General features: G+C 36.0%; 18 protein-coding genes. 9 read left to right on the top strand and 9 right to left on the bottom strand.

Annotation, left to right across the window (positions count from 1 at the left end):
- Positions 1-17: 17 nt before the first annotated feature.
- From ABEB31_RS13570 to ABEB31_RS13545, 6 genes are all read left to right on the top strand, one after another.
- Positions 18-2294, top strand: coding sequence for a tetratricopeptide repeat-containing sensor histidine kinase (locus tag ABEB31_RS13570; RefSeq protein ID WP_347052163.1), 2277 nt, complete (start codon positions 18-20; stop codon positions 2292-2294).
- Positions 2295-2302: 8 nt separating this feature from the next.
- Complete coding sequence (locus tag ABEB31_RS13565) at positions 2303-3667, top strand: sigma-54-dependent transcriptional regulator (protein ID WP_347052162.1); 1365 nt, start codon at positions 2303-2305, stop codon at positions 3665-3667.
- Between the two features lie 71 nt (positions 3668-3738).
- On the top strand, positions 3739-4029 hold the full coding sequence (locus tag ABEB31_RS13560; RefSeq protein ID WP_347052161.1) for a GNAT family N-acetyltransferase: 291 nt from the start codon (positions 3739-3741) through the stop codon (positions 4027-4029).
- 39 nt (positions 4030-4068) lie between these two features.
- Entirely contained in the window at positions 4069-4686 is a 618-nt protein-coding gene (locus tag ABEB31_RS13555) for an alpha/beta hydrolase (protein WP_347052160.1), read from the top strand.
- Positions 4686-5036: a cupin domain-containing protein gene (locus tag ABEB31_RS13550; RefSeq protein ID WP_347052159.1), complete on the top strand. Its 351-nt coding sequence runs from the start codon at positions 4686-4688 to the stop codon at positions 5034-5036. The genes ABEB31_RS13555 and ABEB31_RS13550 overlap by 1 nt, the downstream gene beginning before the upstream one ends.
- Before the next feature lie 2 nt (positions 5037-5038).
- Positions 5039-5656, top strand: coding sequence for a TMEM175 family protein (locus ABEB31_RS13545; protein ID WP_347052158.1), 618 nt, complete (start codon positions 5039-5041; stop codon positions 5654-5656).
- 2 nt (positions 5657-5658) lie between these two features.
- On the opposite strand, the gene ABEB31_RS13540 is transcribed toward ABEB31_RS13545, so the two are convergent.
- Positions 5659-7236 carry a sigma 54-interacting transcriptional regulator gene (locus ABEB31_RS13540; protein WP_347052157.1) on the bottom strand — a complete coding sequence of 526 codons (1578 nt, stop codon included), beginning with the start codon at positions 7234-7236 and terminating at the stop codon, positions 5659-5661.
- Positions 7237-7549: 313 nt separating this feature from the next.
- Between ABEB31_RS13540 and ABEB31_RS13535 the strand changes: the two genes are divergently transcribed.
- A complete protein-coding gene (locus tag ABEB31_RS13535) occupies positions 7550-8488 on the top strand; it encodes a ring-cleaving dioxygenase (protein ID WP_347052156.1) in 939 nt (312 codons plus the stop codon).
- A gap of 164 nt (positions 8489-8652) precedes the next feature.
- Here ABEB31_RS13535 and ABEB31_RS13530 read toward each other — a convergent pair whose 3' ends face one another.
- The 4 genes from ABEB31_RS13530 to ABEB31_RS13515 are packed head-to-tail and all read right to left on the bottom strand — an operon-like array spanning position 8653 to position 12451.
- Positions 8653-9408, bottom strand: a complete 756-nt coding sequence (locus ABEB31_RS13530; protein ID WP_347052155.1) for a LytR/AlgR family response regulator transcription factor — start codon at positions 9406-9408, stop codon at positions 8653-8655.
- 5 nt (positions 9409-9413) lie between these two features.
- Complete coding sequence (locus ABEB31_RS13525; protein ID WP_347052154.1) at positions 9414-10508, bottom strand: sensor histidine kinase; 1095 nt, start codon at positions 10506-10508, stop codon at positions 9414-9416.
- A gap of 30 nt (positions 10509-10538) precedes the next feature.
- On the bottom strand, positions 10539-11585 hold the full coding sequence (locus tag ABEB31_RS13520) for a beta-ketoacyl-ACP synthase III (RefSeq protein ID WP_347052153.1): 1047 nt from the start codon (positions 11583-11585) through the stop codon (positions 10539-10541).
- A gap of 32 nt (positions 11586-11617) precedes the next feature.
- Positions 11618-12451, bottom strand: a complete 834-nt coding sequence (locus ABEB31_RS13515) for a universal stress protein (RefSeq protein WP_347052152.1) — start codon at positions 12449-12451, stop codon at positions 11618-11620.
- 337 nt (positions 12452-12788) lie between these two features.
- Here ABEB31_RS13515 and ABEB31_RS13510 point away from each other — a divergent pair, with 337 nt between their 5' ends.
- Positions 12789-13010 carry a nitronate monooxygenase family protein gene (locus ABEB31_RS13510; protein WP_347052151.1) on the top strand — a complete coding sequence of 74 codons (222 nt, stop codon included), beginning with the start codon at positions 12789-12791 and terminating at the stop codon, positions 13008-13010.
- A gap of 860 nt (positions 13011-13870) precedes the next feature.
- The gene (locus ABEB31_RS13505) at positions 13871-14260 is read left to right on the top strand and encodes a DoxX family protein (protein WP_347052150.1); all 390 of its coding nucleotides are present in this window, start codon (positions 13871-13873) and stop codon (positions 14258-14260) included.
- Positions 14261-14462: 202 nt separating this feature from the next.
- Here ABEB31_RS13505 and ABEB31_RS13500 read toward each other — a convergent pair whose 3' ends face one another.
- From ABEB31_RS13500 to ABEB31_RS13485, 4 genes are all read right to left on the bottom strand, one after another.
- Positions 14463-15230, bottom strand: coding sequence for a LytR/AlgR family response regulator transcription factor (locus ABEB31_RS13500; protein WP_347052149.1), 768 nt, complete (start codon positions 15228-15230; stop codon positions 14463-14465).
- On the bottom strand, positions 15211-16227 hold the full coding sequence (locus ABEB31_RS13495; RefSeq protein ID WP_347052148.1) for a sensor histidine kinase: 1017 nt from the start codon (positions 16225-16227) through the stop codon (positions 15211-15213). Before ABEB31_RS13495 ends, ABEB31_RS13500 begins: the two co-directional genes overlap by 20 nt.
- Positions 16228-16500: 273 nt before the next feature.
- Entirely contained in the window at positions 16501-17229 is a 729-nt protein-coding gene (locus ABEB31_RS13490; protein WP_347052147.1) for a DUF1223 domain-containing protein, read from the bottom strand.
- A gap of 93 nt (positions 17230-17322) precedes the next feature.
- Positions 17323-17733, bottom strand: coding sequence for an organic hydroperoxide resistance protein (locus ABEB31_RS13485; protein ID WP_347052146.1), 411 nt, complete (start codon positions 17731-17733; stop codon positions 17323-17325).
- Positions 17734-17816: the final 83 nt, after the last annotated feature.

Here is a 17816-nt window from a genome sequence, read left to right as displayed (position 1 = left end):
TATAGTATCTTTAAAAAATGAATTTCCTCTCTTATTTTTCTGTTAAAAACCACTTACCTGTCTATCTTACAGTGACTTTTCTTGTATTGCTAAGTACCGGTATGAGTGCGCAATCTGACGAAGATCCCAATGTATTGAAAAATAAAATTGCTAAAGCTGAAAGTAATCCTCAGAGAGTGGAATTACTTTTGGCTTTAAGTCATTATTATCTCACCAAGACGGGAGAAGATAAAACAGACCTTGATAACGCGGACCGCATTAATACACAGGCAAAACTTTTAAGTGAACGTTTAAAATATAAAACCGGCACAGGAAAATCTATTCTTTTAGGAGCTCAGATATACAGGGAAAAAGGAGATTCTGAAAATGCTTTAGAAAAAACAAAAAATGCAATTGCCTATTCTAAAAACAACAATTTAACAAAAATACAGGCAGAAAGTTACAGTGAACTCTCCCTTTACGATGCAGAAATCGAACAAAAGGCAAAACACAAACAGCTTGCTATTCAATTATTTAAAAAAGCCGGAGCTGTAGAACAACAGGCAACAACATTAAAAGAGCTTGGCGAATTGTACAGTACAAACGAAAATCCGGACCAGGCAGAATCTTTTCTTAAAGCATCTCTGGAAGTTTACAAATCCATTAAATACAAGAAATTACAAGGAGTTTACAATCTGCTTTCTGAAGTTTATACACAAAAAGGAAATTATCCGGAGTCGCTGAAATATGCACTTTTAGCAGAAAAAACTGCTATTTCTGTGAATGATAATTCTCTGCAGCTGAGTTCTATTTACAATCATGTTGGACTGGTTTATTATTATTTACGCCAAAATAATGATGCAGAGGAATACTGGTACAAAGCATTTGAAATTGCTAAAAATCATAACGATACAGAATACGTCAGAACGATTGGAGAAAATTTGTGTTCGCTGCTGATCAGGCAAAAGAAAGAAAAAGCAGCTTTGGAACTTATTAAGGAAATGCAGCAAAAATTTCCGAGCTCAAATGTTGAACGAATAATGAAAGAAAATTATTTGCTGTTCAACATTTACAGAATTTTGGGAAACAACAAAACAGCAACAATTTATTATAAGAAACTGGTTGATTTTTATGGCGCAAATGCCGATAAAAACGGAAACAGTATTGCGATATTGCGAAGTTTTGCTTCCTATCATTTTCAAATAAAAAATTACAAGGAATTTTATAAAAATATACAGCGGCTGGATTCTTTGGCTGAAGCTGCAGGAAATAATTTAATCCGGTCCGAAAGTTACTTAATCTGGTTTAAAGCCGACTCTTCCCGAGGGGATTACATTAATGCCATTAAACATTATCAATTGTATAAAAGCCTTTCAGATTCGGTTTTTAAAGGAGAAAAAAGCAAGCAGATCAGCAGTCTGCAAATTGAATTTGAAAGTGACAAAAAAGACAAAAATATCGATTTGCTGCAACAGCAGGCCAAAACACAGCAAATTCAAATTCAGAAAGATACAGTTGTAAAATATGTTTTTATCGGAAGTGTTTTGGTTTTGATACTTTTTCTGGGGCTTCTTTACAACAGTTTCAGAATAAAAAAGAAAAAGAACGAAGAACTGGAAATCAAGCGTCAGCAACTGAATGAGCAGAACGAACTCAACAAAAAAATGCTGCTGGAAAAAGAATGGCTTTTAAAAGAGATTCATCATCGTGTTAAGAATAACCTTCAAATTGTCATTAGTTTACTAAATACACAGTCGGCTTATCTGGATAATGAAGATGCTCTTATGGCGATCCAGAACAGTCAGCACAGGATGCACGCAATGTCTTTGATTCATCAAAAATTATATCAGTCTGATAACCTGGCGAATATCGATATGTCGTGGTACATTTATGAACTGATTAATTATATGAAAGAATGTTTTGATACCGATCGTAATATCAATTTTGTGTTAGACGTAGAAAAAACGTATCTTGATGTTGCACAAGCGGTTCCGATGGGACTCATTATTAATGAAGCCATCAATAATGCGATTAAATATGCTTTTCCGGAACACCGAAAAGGAGAAATAATGATCACACTAAAAAATACAGGAAACAACAATTACAGACTTGAAATAGCAGACAATGGCGTTGGTCTTCCTGTTAATTTTGAAGAAACGGAAAGAGATTCGCTGGGAATGAATTTGATGATGGGACTGAGCGATCAGATTGACGGAACTTTTGAAATGAAAAATGATAACGGACTGAAAATTACAATTACATTCACAAGAAATACAGAGTTTGAAGCTTCTGCCGAAAGTTCTGAAATCATATAAACAGTAAAATGAAGGAGAAAATTCTAATTGTTGAAGATGAATTCATAGTAGCAAACGATTTAAAAATCATGCTGCACAAAGCAGGTTATCAGGTTGTTGGCATTGCTTCATCTGTCATTCAGGCCAGAAAACTTATTGCTGATAAAAATCCGGACTGGGTTTTACTCGATATTATGTTAAAGGGCGACTTAACAGGAATCGATCTCGCATGGGAACTTCGGGAAATGAATGTACCTTTTCTATATATTTCTGCCAATACTAATCAAAGTACACTGGAAGCTGTAAAAGCCACACAACCGTACGGGTTTATGGTAAAACCTTTCCGCGAAAGGGATCTTATTGTAATGCTGGATATTGCAAAATACCGTTTTAATGAGGAAAATGGCGTTCTGGAAGAAAATCAAAGCAAACCTGAAATCGAGGAAATCGAAGGAATTGTTGGTAAAAGTCCGCTTTTAAAAGACGTGATTGAAAAGATAAAAATCGTTGCCCCTGCTCCAACTTCTGTTTTAATTTTAGGCGAAAGCGGGACAGGAAAAGAACGAGTAGCCCATGCCCTGCACGATCTTTCTGAAAATAAATCGAATCCGATTGTCGTGGTCAATTGTGCAGCACTGCCACAGTCTTTAATCGAATCGGAACTTTTTGGCCACGAAAAAGGCGCTTTTACAGGAGCAAACGCATTGCGAATCGGAAAGTTTGAACAAGCTAATAACAGCACTATTTTTCTGGATGAAATTGGTGAATTGCCACTCGATTCTCAGGTGAAATTACTGCGTGTCCTGCAGGAAAAAGAAATACAGCGCCTTGGCGGAAATAAAACAATCAAGATTAATGTGAGAATTGTGGCGGCGACCAACAGATCTCTTGAAAAAGAAGTTGCAGAAGGCCGTTTCAGACTGGATTTGTATTACCGGCTAAATGTGTTTCCGATTCAGTTACCAACTTTAAAAGAACGTGCAGAAGATATTGAAGCTCTCGCTTATCATTTTATGAAAAAATATGCGGCAAGTTCCCGTAAAAATGTAAACTCCATCAGCCAATTTGCTTTAGAACAATTGAAAAATTACAACTGGCCGGGAAATATTCGCGAACTGGAACATTTAATGGAAAGAAATGTCCTATTGGCCAAAACCACTGAAATTGAAAAGTTTGATCTTCCGTCAACTGTTACTAATCCGGTGCCGTTTGAGGTTCATATGGGTAAACTAAAGTCGATGGAAGACATGGAAAAAGAACACATTATGAATGCCTTACATCTTTGCGACGGAAAAGTTTCCGGTAGCGGAGGCGCCGCAGAATTATTAAAAATGCAGCCACAGACTTTGTATTCAAAAATGAAAAAATTAGGAATTAAACAGGGATATAATTAATCTACATTAAGCTGACTTTATCACAAGCTTCCCGAACTTTGCCATTATATTAAAAATTAAAACCAAAAATTATGGAAACAATACAATTGGAATTAGATGAGAAAAAACATGGCGCTTTTAATCTCTACGCGGAGGGTAAAAAGTTAGGAGAAATGGTGGTAAGCTTACAAGACGACTTATTAACCGTTTACCATACAGGCGTTGAACCGGAAGCAGAAGGAAAAGGCTATGCCAAAAAACTTCTGGAAGAAATGGTGTCGTATGTACGCGAACATAAAATGATGGTTAAAGCACTTTGTCCGTATGTTCATGCGCAATTCACCAGACATCCGGATGAATATCAGGATATCTGGAAAAAATAATTGTATTAAAAATCTTCTTTCATTTAAAAATATAATATTATGAATACAGAAATTATAACAGACGGCGTTCCTTTACACGAAGCCAAAAAAGCATTAATCATGATCCACGGGCGTGGTGCAGGCGCTCATGATATTCTCTCGCTGGCCAAACATCTTAACGTTAAAGATTTTGCATTAGTAGCACCGCAAGCCGAAAACAGAACCTGGTATCCGTATTCGTTTTTAGCTCCAATTACCCAAAACGAACCTTCTTTTTCAAATTCTATTGAAGCTATTCATCAGGTTGTGGTCGCAATTCAGCAAAACGGAATTGAAAAAGAAAACATCTATTTTCTCGGATTTTCTCAGGGAGCATGTCTGGCGTTGGAATTTACTACCAGAAATGCCTCGAAATATGGCGGAATCGTCGCTTTTACCGGCGGCTTAATTGGCGATAAAGTCTACGAAGAACATTATCACGGAAACTTTGAAAACACACCTGTTTTTATCGGGACAAGTGATCCTGATTTTCATGTTCCGGTAGAAAGAGTTAATGATACTGAAACACTTATGAGTAAAATGGGCGCCTCGGTGACGAAAAAAATCTATCCAAATATGGGGCACACTATTAGCCAGGATGAAATTAATCTGGCAAACGAATTCATCTTCAATAAATAATGATAACCATTACAAGAGTTTACAGCGACAGCAACGGAGACAGTCATTTTGAAGACTTTGAAGTCCCGTTGCAAAACAAGGGTGAAATCGGATTTTTATCTGAAGATGAAACTGCTAAATCTATCGTTTTTAGAGAAGTAAATCCTTCTTACGATTACGATTTTCACAATGCTCCCGATCGTCAGTATATTATTTTGCTGGATGGCGGAGTTGAAATAGAGACCTCATTAGGAGAAAAAAGAACATTTAATACCGGTTCGGTTTTACTATTAGAAGATACAATCGGTAAAGGACACAAAACAAAAAATATTGAAGATAAAATTAGAAAATCAATATTTATAAAATTATAAAAATGGAAAAGGAAACGGGAAGAATTGAAGGATTCAGCGATGGTGTATTTGCAATTGCAATTACACTTTTGGTACTCGATCTTCATGCGCCGGACGCAGATGTAGTAAAAACGGGTTCACAATTATTGACTTATCTAAAAACAGAATGGACTGCTTATCTGGCTTTTACCCTTTCTTTTTTCAGCATTTTTATCATGTGGGTCAATCACCATAAAATTTTTAAACAAATATACAGCCGTAATACAGCCATCATGTTTTCTAACGGACTGATTCTTTTTCTGGTTACCGCCGTTTCTTATCCAACAGCTTTACTGGCGCGTTTCTTTGGCGGTGAAGCTTCGAATATTGCGGTTGCGATCTATACCGGAATTTTTGTTCTTATTAGTATTTCGTACAATTTATTGTGGTTCGTTGCCAGTCAGAACAAAAAGCTTTTGCGTCCGGGCATTACCAATTCTGCTATAAAAAAGATCAGGAATAATTATTTGTACGGCTTCCCAACGTATCTGATGGCCTTTGGAATTTCATTTGAATTTCCTTCAATCGCTTTAGTAATCTGTATGCTTTTACTAGTTTACTGGGCCATTTCTTCCGGCAAAATTAATATGGTTAAAGAATAAATTCAATCTAAAAAATGTTCTTTTTTAATTCCGAGTTTCTGTATTCGTGATGCTAAAGTAGTTGACGGCAAACCTAATAAAACTGCTGCGCCCTGCGGACCGGAAATTCGTCCGTTGCACTTTTTTATCACTTTCAGAATATGCTCCTTCTCTACTTCTCGCAGGGTTTTAATCTGAAAATCTTTTTCAGAAGCAGCAGGTTCGGATGTAAAAATCTCAGGAAAAGCCATTTCTTTGATCACATCTTCTTTTGCAAACAGAATACTTCGTTCGATCATATTTTCTAGCTCGCGCACGTTGCCAGGCCACGAATATGCCATCATGCTGTTAAGTACTTTTTTAGAAAATCCTTTTATTTTCTTTCCGGTTCTTTCGGTGTGTTTTTTAAGAAAAAAATGACCAAGGACTTCAATATCTTCAGAACGGTTGCGTAAGGCAGGCAATGGAATAGGATAAACATTCAGTCGGTAATACAAATCACTTCTGAATCGTTCTTCAGCCACTTCTTTTTCCAGTGATTTGTTAGTAGCTGCAATTACCCTGACATTTATTTTTATGGTTTTATTTCCACCTACTCTTTCAATTTCTCTCTCCTGTAAGACACGAAGTAATTTACCTTGTAATTCTAAAGGCAGCTCTCCTATTTCGTCCAGGAAAATGGTACTGTTTTGCGCTTGTTCAAACTTCCCGATTCTTTGTTCTGAAGCTCCGGTAAAAGCCCCTTTCTCATGTCCGAATAATTCACTTTCAATCAAATTTTCGGGAATGGAAGCACAATTTACTTTAATCATCCTGTTTTTAGAAACCGGAGATAAATTATGAATAGCGCTGGCAACCAGTTCTTTTCCGGTTCCTGTTTCACCAAAAATTAGAACCGTTGCCTGCGAAGCGGCTACGTTCGAAATCAATTCGTAAACCTCCTGCATCAAATCGCTGTTTCCGATAATTCCGTTAAAACCCTGAAGACTAAAAGCTTTTTCCTCATTTGTGTTTTCGGGAATTTTCAATGCTTTTAGTCCTTCTTTATTCTTTTCATTTTCCTCCGTTAAAAGAATATTCCGGATTGTGATCGAAAGCTGCATCGCAATTCCTTTCAATATCCGATTCGATTCCCTGCTAAAGGTCACGTGATTTTTATAAAATAGAAAAAGTACGTTTCTGCTGTCTTTTATGTAAGGAAGGCAAATCCCGATTCCGTTTTTTAAACCTTTTTTATGAATTGCCTCAATAAAGTCAGGATTCTTTTTGTCGGAAGTTGTGAGGTCAAAAATAACGCTTTCAGCAGAATTCATACAATGATCAAAAAAACCGTCGTTTAGGATATAATTTTTTTGTTGTGAAGCTTTAGCGGAAAACTCATAAAAAAGAAGATATTCTGTTTCTGTTTCATTGGATGAAGCCAGAACAAAATCATCAAATTGAAAATTTTCCTGTAATATCCCATGTACCACATCATTAAAATCCTTTTTATTTAAAACCTGAGAAAGCGCTGTGCAAATAGCTAAAATAAGCGTTTGTTCTCTTTCTCTTTCCTGCAGCCTGTTAATCAGAATTGCAGTTTTATCAGTTGGCTTTTCCATAAGTGGTAATCTGGTGGTATTTCTTGAAGTAAAAGGTAAATTTAAGAAACAGGCTTAATTAAATTACTATCATATTGTTTAAATAATTGAATTCGAATCATAAAATTACGATATATCGTATAATTGAAAAACGGATTTCGTGTCAAAAACCTTGTTATTCAATAACTTAAAACAATAGGAATATTATTTGGTTACTCCATTGCATTCCGGAAAAATTTTGGTTTTTCATTTCTTAATCTAGGTTAATCGATGCACAGCCATAACGGACGTAAATTTGTAAAAGAAAATCAATAACAATTTAATATAAAATACCATGGAAAATAAAATTTTAGGTTTACACCATATTACTGCAATTGCAGGTGACGCGAAACGCAATTTCGACTTTTATTCAAAAATTTTAGGATTACGTTTTATCAAAAAAACGGTCAATTTCGATGATCCGGGAACGTACCATTTTTACTTTGGTGACGAAGTAGGAAGTGCGGGAACAATCTTAACTTTTTTCCCTTGGGGAGAAGGCATTCAGCAAGGCAGAAAAGGTTCGGGAATGGCAACTGAAATTGGTTATTCTGTTCCAAAAGGAAGTTTGGATTTCTGGCAAAAACGTTTTGAGCAATATAATGTTATTTATAACAAACCGGCTGAAAAATTCGGAGAAAAATATCTTACTTTTTTAGATCCGGATGGTTTAAAATTAGAGCTGATAGAGTCTAAAACAGACGATACCAGAAAAGGCTGGGAAACAGAAGAAGTAAAAGCAGATGTTGCGACAAAAGGTTTCCATAACATTACTTTGACCCTAAACGATATTAAGCCAACTGCAGCAATTTTAACCGAGATTTTTGGTTATAAATTAATTGATCAGGACGTAAACCGTTACCGTTATGCGACCACCGCGGTAGATAATGCAGCGATTGTGGATTTAGTAGAACTGACAGACGAAAAAAGAGGCCATGTTGCCAACGGATCTGTGCATCACGTTGCGTTCAGAGTTCAGAATGATGAAATTTTAATGCACTTCCGTGAAAAAATCGAAACTTACGGATTGTCCATTACACCACAAATCGACAGACAGTATTTCCATTCTCTTTATTTCAGAGAACCAGGCGGAGTTTTGTTTGAAATCGCAACCGACAATCCCGGATTTACAGTAGATGAAAGTTTGGAAGAATTGGGTCAAAACTTAAAACTTCCTGCTCAATATGAATCTCAAAGAGCTGCAATTGAGGCACATTTGGTTAAATTAAATTAATTCACACTAAATCGGGTTTATCCCAACACAACTATTTTTGAAAGCTGTCCTGAAAAGGACAGCTTTTTTGTTTTATATGTTAATAAAGTTTCGCTGCACAAAGAACTGTAACAATTCTCAGAATTTCGGGATCTGAGGACCTCAACATCTCCAGCCTAAGAACCTCACCTATCCATCCACTGTTTAAAGAAAGGTGTTTTTTCCCTGCTGATAATCACTTCACGGTCGGGATCTGCTTTAAGGTGGACTTTTAGTTTTGCATTAAAATAGTTTGCAATAGATTTGATACTTTCTGCACGGATAAAAAACTGTCTGTTAGCCCGAAAAAAGATATCCGGATCTAATTCGCTTTCCAGTTCTTCCATTGTTTGTGGAATTGCAATTACAGTTCCTGATTTTAAAACAAGATTACTTGTTTTAAATTCAGAATATACAAAATCGATATCAGTAACATCAATACTTTTATAACCATCCCGAAAAGTGACCAGAAAACGAAGCCTGTAAACCGGTTTGTGAATAAGTTCTTTAAGAACTCCTGCAATATCGGTAACGGTATTTTCTGTTTTAGAAAGAGTTTTAAACTTCTTCAGGGCGTATTTGAGTTCATTTTTCTCGATTGGCTTCATGAGATAATCGATGCTGTTTACCTTAAAAGCACGTATTGCATATTCATCATAAGCGGTGGTAAAAATAATAGGACAAGTGATCTTGATTTCATCAAAAATGGCAAAACTCAATCCATCTGCTAAACGGATATCCATTGTAATCAAATCCGGAGCGGGATTAGACTTTAACCATGCAACAGTTTCTACAACAGTATCAATAATTTCTAAAATTTCGCAATCAGGTTCCAGTTCTTCCAGCAGTCTTTTTAAACGGCTGGCATTTATGCTTTCATCTTCTACAATTAAAATTTTCATAACTTTTACATTAATGGCAGACGTACGTAATAAAACCCGTTAAACTCGCAAAAAACCGGCATGCGGTCTGATAATATTTTATATCGGAATTCAATATTTCTAATCCCGATTCCGGTAGAAGTCAGACTTTTTCCTGCTGTTCGCTGCAAATTATTTCGAACCACTATATTTCCCAAATCAGAATAGACAGAAATGGTAAGCGGACTAGCCAATGTTGCCATATTGTGTTTTACAGCATTTTCTACCAGTAATTGTAACGTTAAAGGCGGCATGTGCATTGCAAGACACAACTGATCAATCTGGATTTTAAGATCAATTTTATCTCCTAATCTTTTCTTTAATAAATAAAAATAAGCGTTTAAGAATTCTATTTCCTCTTTAACCGTAATTGTATCCTTGTTTGAATTGGAAATCATATATCGGTAAACCCTTGAAATGTTTTCTAAAAAAGAACCCGCTTCGTTTTGATCTTCATAAATCAGCTCGGTTAGCGTACTAAAATTATTAAAAACAAAATGCGGATCCAGCTGCATTTTAAGGGATTCCAGTTTCGATCTGGTCACGGCTTCCTGAAGTTCAGAAGCCCTGATTCGTAATTCGGCTGTTTCTTCAGAATTGAGACGCCACCTGTTCAAAAGAAATATCCCTGTATGAATAGCACTGATAAACAACGAAATAACAGCGGCCATAATTTTAGACTGCCAGATAATTACCAATTCGTTTTCCTGCAAAGTTGTTCGAGGATAGAAATAATCCCATAAACAGGAAAAAAAATAATTAAGTATAATATTCCCGGCAATAAGACAAACAAATTGTAAAATTGCCCTAAATGCAGGATTTTGTTCCCATCTGATGTAGTAATTTAACCTTCTTCCAACAAAAAGGGTTAGTTCTGTTAATATGGCGCAGTACAATAGAATAATAAAGATATCAAAGGTCTGATCTAAATCGAGCAGGCCATCTTCTTCAAAATTCCGATAAGGATTTAAAAAATAATATGAAGCCAGATAAACCAGAAAAACAGCCGGAATTACTATAACCCTGTAATATTTATAGAAAAAATTCTTGCCTGATTTTTTATTTCCTTTTTTACCTTTCATTTATCCTTCAACTGCAAAAGCTGATATTATTTAATGCTCAACTAAAACATTTTCTAATTTATGTTCTGATGTGTTCACTTTTACTGCTTTTTTTTCGCGCATAACGCCCCATTTCAAACACGTCGCTCCCCATGAAAAACCCGCACCAAAAGTAGTGATCAGTATATTTTGTCCTTCTTTAAAATCGGCTGCAAAATCCCATAAACATAGAGGAACTGTTGCCGAAGTTGTATTTCCGTAACGGTCGATATTTACTTTAACCTTTTCAAAATCAATATTAAGGCTTTCGCTAACCGCCGTAATTATTCTTAAATTTGCCTGATGCGGAACTACCCAGTCAATTTGTTCTGCCTCTAATTCGTTTTTAAGCAATGCATCCTGAGAAACCTGACTCATTGCAGAAACAGCTTTTTTAAATACAAAAGCGCCGTCTTGTTTGAGGTAATGTGTTCTGTGCAAAAGACTCTGCATCGAAGTAGGATTTCTGGAACCACCTGCGGGCACTGCCAGAGAAGAAGTTCCGCTTCCATCTGTTTTCAAAATGGTTTTCATCAATCCGTTATCCGATTCTGTTTTTTCCAGTAAAACTGCTCCTGCTCCATCTCCGAAAAGAATACAGGTATTACGGTCTTCATAATCAACAATTGAACTCATCTTGTCGGCGCCAACGATAATTAGTTTGTTGTAGCGTCCGCTTTCGATCATGTTAGCACCCATTTCCAGTGCGTATAAAAAACCGCTGCAGGCTGCATTCATATCGATTCCGAAAGCATTTGTAAGTCCGCTTTTATCGCATACAATGCTGGCCGTTGGTGCCAGAATATGGTCTGGAGTTGCTGTTGCAACCAGTAAAGCCTCAATTTCTTCGCGGTCAACATTATAGTTTTCTAAAAGATTTTCAATTGCAGCAGCGGCAAGATCAGACGTGGCGGTGTCATCGTCTGCAATTCTGCGCTCTCTGATTCCGGTTCTTTTGATAATCCATTCTTCGGATGTATCAACAGTTTCTGAAATCTTTTTATTGGTAAGGATGGATGATGGTACAAAACCACCTATAGCTGTTATAACTGCATTCATTGTCTTGGAATTTAAACGCTGCAAAAATACTATTAATAATTCGGAAACGATAATAAAGGAATGTCTAATCCTGCAGCCATAATTCTGGTTTTGCTTTTATGAACCAAAGAGTCCCAGAATCCGTACTTCTGCGGGATCATTATCAGGATATCTGCTTCATAATTTTTGATTTCTTTTTTGATTTCGTTAATTACAGCATTCGATTTAACCGTTTTATATAAATATTTTACATCTTCGAACTCTTTTTCAAGGTTGGAATTCATTAAAATTCTGTGTTGTTCTTCCTTTAAGTCGTCTAATTTATCATCTACACTAAAAAATTCTATTTCAGATCCTAAATCTCCGAGTGCATTTTTGATCCAGCTGAATTTATTAATAGCCGAAAAGCTCAGATTATCACAGGCAAACAATACCTTTTTAATATCCTGAAAACGTGCATTTCCGGGAACAGCCAATACGGGAATATTAAGGTTTTTAATGGCCGAAGTAGTAGAATTACCTAACAATTCCTGTTCGAAAGAGCGTTCTGCCATTCCCATTACCACGACATCTGCTTTTGTCTGATCGATTATTTTTGGCAATTCATCTTCCAAAAAAGAAAAATTACAGATATAATCAACTTCGATTTTAAAAGAATCGGCTATTTCTTTGGCTAAATTTCCAAGTTTGGAAGTTGCTTTATTAATTTGTTGCTGCATCGCATCTGCTGTTATATGCGAATTAGCACTGTGCACGCTTAGGGAAAACGAATTGAACAAAACTAATTTTGATCCTGTAGATTTTGCAAGTCCAGCTGCATAAGAGACTGCATTGTTGGCGATAGCAGAAAAGTTAGTCGCGGCGATTATAGTAAGAGGTGAAATCATAAAATTGTATTTGGTATTATATAGTGCAAAATTGCCGATTTAATCCCTTCTCTTCTATTTTTAATAGCCGAACAGACACTATTCGTTGCTCAACCGTAAAATTTCGTTACCGAAAAAACAAGCTTTCCCATTTTGTTTTTCGTACTTAAAAAACCAGAAAAAATAAACGCATTTGACTATTCTAATATTTAGTACTTTTACCTGAATCATACATTTTTCTGATGGACGCCAAAATTCTTTTAAAAGAACATAATACTAAAAATGTTGAACTGACCGAGCAACAGTTTGATTATTTTTATTCGCACTTTAAGACGGAAACTTTTAAAAAATGGGCCGAATGATTTCGAACAAAATTTCTGATGCTGTACCTTTTGAGACAGAAGTACTCCCGTTTCCGCTTCAGACTAAATTAATTGCTCCTCTAAAAGTCGCTGCACTTGCGCAGGGAAGAACCGATATGATTAGTTTTTGGTCTGGACAAAATACAAGCAATTTAAAACACCATAAAGCTGCCGAATTGATGCAGGCTTTGATTAGCGAAACGTCCGATTTTTTTTAATACAAAGTGCACTAAGTTTTTTTTATATACTTTGAGTTTATTTTAAGTTCGCAAAGCTTTATGAATACGCTGACGAGAAAATGCTCGCAAAGTCGCGAAGTCGCAAAGAATATAAAAACTTTGCGACTTCGCGACTTTGCGAGATTAAAAACTTACCAATAGTAAACACAAAACTTTGCGCACTTAAGAAGTACTCCCGTTTCTGCTTCAGACTAAATTAATTGCACCTCTAAAAGTCGCTGCACTTGCGCAGGGAAGAACCGATATGATTAGTTTTTGGTCTGGACAAAATACAAGCAATTTAAAACACCATAAAGCTGCCGAATTGATGCAGGCCTTGATTGATGGCTTTAGTTTTGCGGCATTTTTCTTAACGCAAAGCACGCTAAGATATTTTTTATATACTTTGAGTTTATTTTAAGTTCGCAAAGCTTTGTGAACAAAACTTAAGAGAAAATGCTCGCAAAGTCGCGAAGTTGCAAAGTTTGTTGCACGCAGATTCTATTGATTTGAGCAGATATAAAAGATTTTTATAAATAATCAATTGCATTTGCCTGGATCTTTTTATCCCGATAGCTATCGGGAGCGTGAAATAATCTTAAAAAACTTTGCGACTTCGCGACTTTGCGAGATTAAAAACTCATCGATTATTCATACCAAGCTTTGTGAACTTTTCTTCAAATCTGCTTAAAAGCTTAGCGCTCTTTGCGAAAGATCCTTTGCGCTCTTTGCGGTAAAACCCTCACACAAACCACTGTCCATTTCACCCTAAAGTTTGTCCGTTTCAACATATTTTCGATTTCGTTTTTAAGGCTTTCAACGCACATTTGTACCGTTAAATAACTTTAAATATCAAAATCATGAACTCAAAAACAACAAAAATTATCTATTGGACCGGTGCTGTACTAACTTCTTTATGGTTAGGTGCAAGCGGTTTTTTCGAACTAACAAAAAATCCATTGGTTTGGGGAATTACACAACAATTGGGATATCCGGCACATTTTATTTATATCCTCGGTGTTTTCAAATTATCGGGTGTTATCACGCTTTTGATTCCGAATAAACTATTACGACTGAAAGAGTGGGTTTTCGCAGGTGTCTTTTTCGATATCATTTTTGCCTTCTTTTCTAAATTGGCCGTTCTAGGTTTCGGTGCGACAATCGATGCGATTATTGCGTTTGTAATGGTGAGTGTCACATATGCTATGTTTAGAAAATTATACACAGCAACTTATACAGCATCAAATTAAGAACTAAATAAAACAAAAATGCCTGATAAAATAGTATCAGGCATTTTATAATTTCGTAAAATCATGAAAAAAATCATCCTCATCATCTGTTTTATACTATCGGCGCTTTTCTTTTTGAGCTGTTTTATGTTTCCCGGAGTCGATTTGTGGTTATAAAAAATCTCCAATTAATTTATCTGTTTCTGAGATAAATTAATTGGTTTTATCTGTTTTCCAGCCAACTTAAAAACGCAGTTGCTTTTTCTTTTCCCACCAATAATTTTTCTTCTGTGGGAACACTTAATTTCACGATTATTTTACGCGAAAAATAATGCTCTGCTTCTCTGATTGCCGAAAAATTGACCAAATATTGCCTGTTGATTCTAAAGAACTGAATGGGTGATAAAAGTTTATGAATTTCGTCTAACGATTGCGTTAACGGATATTCATTTTTATCTAAAGTCATTATCGTCGGCGTTTCATTTTTGATATAGAAAAACGCAATATTCTCTGTTAAAACCGTTTGGTATTTATTGTTTTTGAAAACCAAAAAACTGCTTTTTCCTTTGTTTTCGCCATTTCTGGTTAACAGATATTCAAAATCGGTCATGGCTTTTTTATTTCGCTGGAAGAAGTTCTTCAGTTCTCCTGCCTTCTTTAAAGCCTGGGAAATGCTTTCTCTCGAAAAAGGTTTCAACACATAATCAATTCCGTTTGACTTGAAAGCTTCGATTGCATAATCATCAAAAGCTGTACAGAAAATAACCGGCGATAAAACCTCAACGTTTTTAAAAATCTCAAAACACTGTCCGTCTGCGAGCTGAATATCCATAAAAATTAAATCCGGCTGATCGTTTTCCGAAAGATACTCGACAGCGCCGTCAATACTTTGTATGTAAGACAAAATCTGAACATCCGGTCTGATGCTCAGAATAAGCTGGCCAAGAGCTTTGGCCGTTTTTACTTCATCTTCAATTATTATGATAGTCATAAAGGAGTGGTATTTTTACTTTAAAAGTGCTTTCATCTTTATCGATTTCAATTTCTTTGTGAATCAGGTGGATAAAACGCTGGTTGATGTTATCCAGACCAACTCCGGTGGAAACTGCCCCTCTTTTCAGCTGAATTTTATTTTCGATCACTACAAATTCATTTTCTGTATACAGTCTTATTTTTAAAGGTTTATCTAAAGAAACTACGTTGTGTTTGATGCAATTTTCTACTAACAACTGCAAAGAAAAAGGCGGAATAGCCAAATCATATTGCTTAGGCTCGATTTCATTTTCTAAAGTAAATCCATCCTCAAAACGGGCTTTTAGCAAAAAAACATACGAGTCCAGAATCTGCAGTTCTTCGCGAAGCGAAATCAGATCCATCTTACGGCTTTCTAATGTAAAACGATAAAAATCAGATAATTTTAAGATAAAATCAGAACTCTGCGGATCCTGCATATCCACCATTGATTTTAAGGTGTTCAGACTATTAAATAAAAAATGCGGATTGACCTGCTGTTTCAATAATTCGTACTGAGCACCGAGATTTACAGCTTTGGTCCGTTCCAGTTCAACTCCCATTTGCTGTGTCTGATAATTTTGAAAAAGCAGATGCAGAAACATATACACGATCAGGTTGATCAAAATTCCGCGAAGCTCAAACATAATCGGAGCATCCATTTGGGCCACCTGAAACAATTCCTGATGCGCAATTACCAGTACCACCATTATTGCGATTCCCAGGAGAACACTCAGTAAAAGTTTTCCGTTAAATAGTTTTTGGCCTGTACGCTGCGAGGAAAATTTTGGAAGACTGTAAATATTGTAATACCATATAAAAAGGGAAAACATCAGGGTGATCGAAGAATTGATCACGATATCACGAGGCGTTGAAACGGTATCGAATAATTTTGGAATAGAGGCAAGAATCGCGAGCGAAACAGAACTTCCCCAAATGACTTTGCGGGAAACCTGAAAACGTTTTGTTTTTTCCATAATTTGGATTTTATTGTTCTTGCTTGTCAAAGATAGTTTTATTTTGAAAAAAATATTTCACGCAGATTTAAAAAGATTTATACAGATTCAGCAGATTTTTATTATTTAAATATCTACAATTTATAAGTCTGGTTTGTCATTCCGAGGAACGAGGAATCACACTGGAAACTCCGCAAAGTTAATCTCCAATCTTTGTCGAATCCCGCGTGTGATTCCTCGTTCCTCGGAATGACAACTGCACGAAGCAGTTCACATTATCTGAGCAAACAAAATCTAAATTCTGTTAACTCCCAAAATAACTCCAGACTTCAAATCCTGCACAAAACCAATAATTTCAAAATCCGGTGAATTGTAATTTTTGGGTAATGCAATTGTTGAGCTTCCTTTCACAGCTTTTAAATCAATAGCCTGCAAACGATGTACAATTTGGTAATGCGATAAAACACGATGCGCATTTTCTCCTCTTTTTACATCACTTTTAGCCGATTTCTGAACCACAGCGACCATTAAACGACTGTTTTTAAAAGCTCCACTGATAGTATAATGGAGCGTTAATTTATCATTTAGCTGTTTCGTTTCTAAAGCTAATTCTAAAACGGCAGGTCTGGAAAGTGCGGATTTAATTCCGTTTCTCAGACTCGTTTCCTGAGAGCCGATATAATCTGCTTTTCCGTTAATAATTACCTGAGGCGTATAAATGGGTTCTTTTCCCAAAAATTGTGCGTAATCGTATTGCCTTTTAGTGAAACTGGCATTGCTGAAAACATCTTTCCATCCCTGTTTATCCCAATAATCTACGTGATAAGCCAGTACAAAAACATTTTTATCGTGATATTCGTTTTGAATTCTCCCCAGCAATTCATCTGCCGGCGGACAACTCGAACAGCCTTCAGAAGTATACAATTCCAAAAGTGCAAAACTTTTTTTCTCAGCGTTCTGACTAAAAATGCTATTTCCATCCAGGAAAAAAAGCACTACAAAAACGATTAGTAATTTTTTCATTTTTAAATTATTTAAATTAATAATTAAAGGTTAAGAGCTAAAAGTTAAGCTTTTCAAAAACTCATAACTCATAACCAATAATTCATAACTATTTTAAAGAATATTAATCTCTACGTTTATATTTTCTCTTGTTGCTTTAGAATACGGACAAGTCTGATGTGCCTGCGCTGCCAAAGCTTCGGCAGTTTCAAAATCTATTCCGGGAAAGCTGATGTTTAAGCGAGCCTGTAAAGAATATTCGCCTTCCGTTAGGCATAAATCTACTTCAGCATCAACGGCAGTTTCAGCCGGAAGTTTAACGCCAAGTTTAGATGCTGCGATTCCCAAAGCGCCAATAAAACAAGCCGACCATCCCGCAGCAAACAACTGCTCCGGATTGGTTCCCGGACCCGAAGATCCCGGCGCACTTAATTTGATATTCAATTGTTCGTCTGAACTCTGAGAAACTCCTTCTCTGCCACCTGTTGTGTGTGTTTTTCCTGTGTATAAAACTTTTGTTTCCATGTTTTTTGTGTAAAATGTTATTTGTAAAAAAGTGAAATGTTTATTATATCGATTTTTGTTTTAACACATAGCTAGTGTATTTA

The organism is Flavobacterium olei (assembly GCF_039749035.1).
GTDB lineage: Bacteria > Bacteroidota > Bacteroidia > Flavobacteriales > Flavobacteriaceae > Flavobacterium > Flavobacterium olei.
This window is presented reverse-complemented; position numbering and strand designations above follow the sequence as displayed.

Coding starts and splice junctions, on each gene's coding strand:
- ABEB31_RS13505 (WP_347052150.1), top strand. CDS start 13,871: ATGAACTCAAAAACAACAAAAATTATCTATTGGACCGGTGCTGTACTA.
- ABEB31_RS13490 (WP_347052147.1), bottom strand. CDS start 17,229: ATGAAAAAATTACTAATCGTTTTTGTAGTGCTTTTTTTCCTGGATGGA.
- ABEB31_RS13525 (WP_347052154.1), bottom strand. CDS start 10,508: ATGAAAGGTAAAAAAGGAAATAAAAAATCAGGCAAGAATTTTTTCTAT.
- ABEB31_RS13540 (WP_347052157.1), bottom strand. CDS start 7,236: ATGGAAAAGCCAACTGATAAAACTGCAATTCTGATTAACAGGCTGCAG.
- ABEB31_RS13545 (WP_347052158.1), top strand. CDS start 5,039: ATGGAAAAGGAAACGGGAAGAATTGAAGGATTCAGCGATGGTGTATTT.
- ABEB31_RS13530 (WP_347052155.1), bottom strand. CDS start 9,408: ATGAAAATTTTAATTGTAGAAGATGAAAGCATAAATGCCAGCCGTTTA.
- ABEB31_RS13500 (WP_347052149.1), bottom strand. CDS start 15,230: ATGACTATCATAATAATTGAAGATGAAGTAAAAACGGCCAAAGCTCTT.
- ABEB31_RS13550 (WP_347052159.1), top strand. CDS start 4,686: ATGATAACCATTACAAGAGTTTACAGCGACAGCAACGGAGACAGTCAT.
- ABEB31_RS13535 (WP_347052156.1), top strand. CDS start 7,550: ATGGAAAATAAAATTTTAGGTTTACACCATATTACTGCAATTGCAGGT.
- ABEB31_RS13565 (WP_347052162.1), top strand. CDS start 2,303: ATGAAGGAGAAAATTCTAATTGTTGAAGATGAATTCATAGTAGCAAAC.
- ABEB31_RS13520 (WP_347052153.1), bottom strand. CDS start 11,585: ATGAATGCAGTTATAACAGCTATAGGTGGTTTTGTACCATCATCCATC.
- ABEB31_RS13510 (WP_347052151.1), top strand. CDS start 12,789: ATGATTTCGAACAAAATTTCTGATGCTGTACCTTTTGAGACAGAAGTA.
- ABEB31_RS13560 (WP_347052161.1), top strand. CDS start 3,739: ATGGAAACAATACAATTGGAATTAGATGAGAAAAAACATGGCGCTTTT.
- ABEB31_RS13515 (WP_347052152.1), bottom strand. CDS start 12,451: ATGATTTCACCTCTTACTATAATCGCCGCGACTAACTTTTCTGCTATC.
- ABEB31_RS13570 (WP_347052163.1), top strand. CDS start 18: ATGAATTTCCTCTCTTATTTTTCTGTTAAAAACCACTTACCTGTCTAT.
- ABEB31_RS13555 (WP_347052160.1), top strand. CDS start 4,069: ATGAATACAGAAATTATAACAGACGGCGTTCCTTTACACGAAGCCAAA.
- ABEB31_RS13495 (WP_347052148.1), bottom strand. CDS start 16,227: ATGGAAAAAACAAAACGTTTTCAGGTTTCCCGCAAAGTCATTTGGGGA.
- ABEB31_RS13485 (WP_347052146.1), bottom strand. CDS start 17,733: ATGGAAACAAAAGTTTTATACACAGGAAAAACACACACAACAGGTGGC.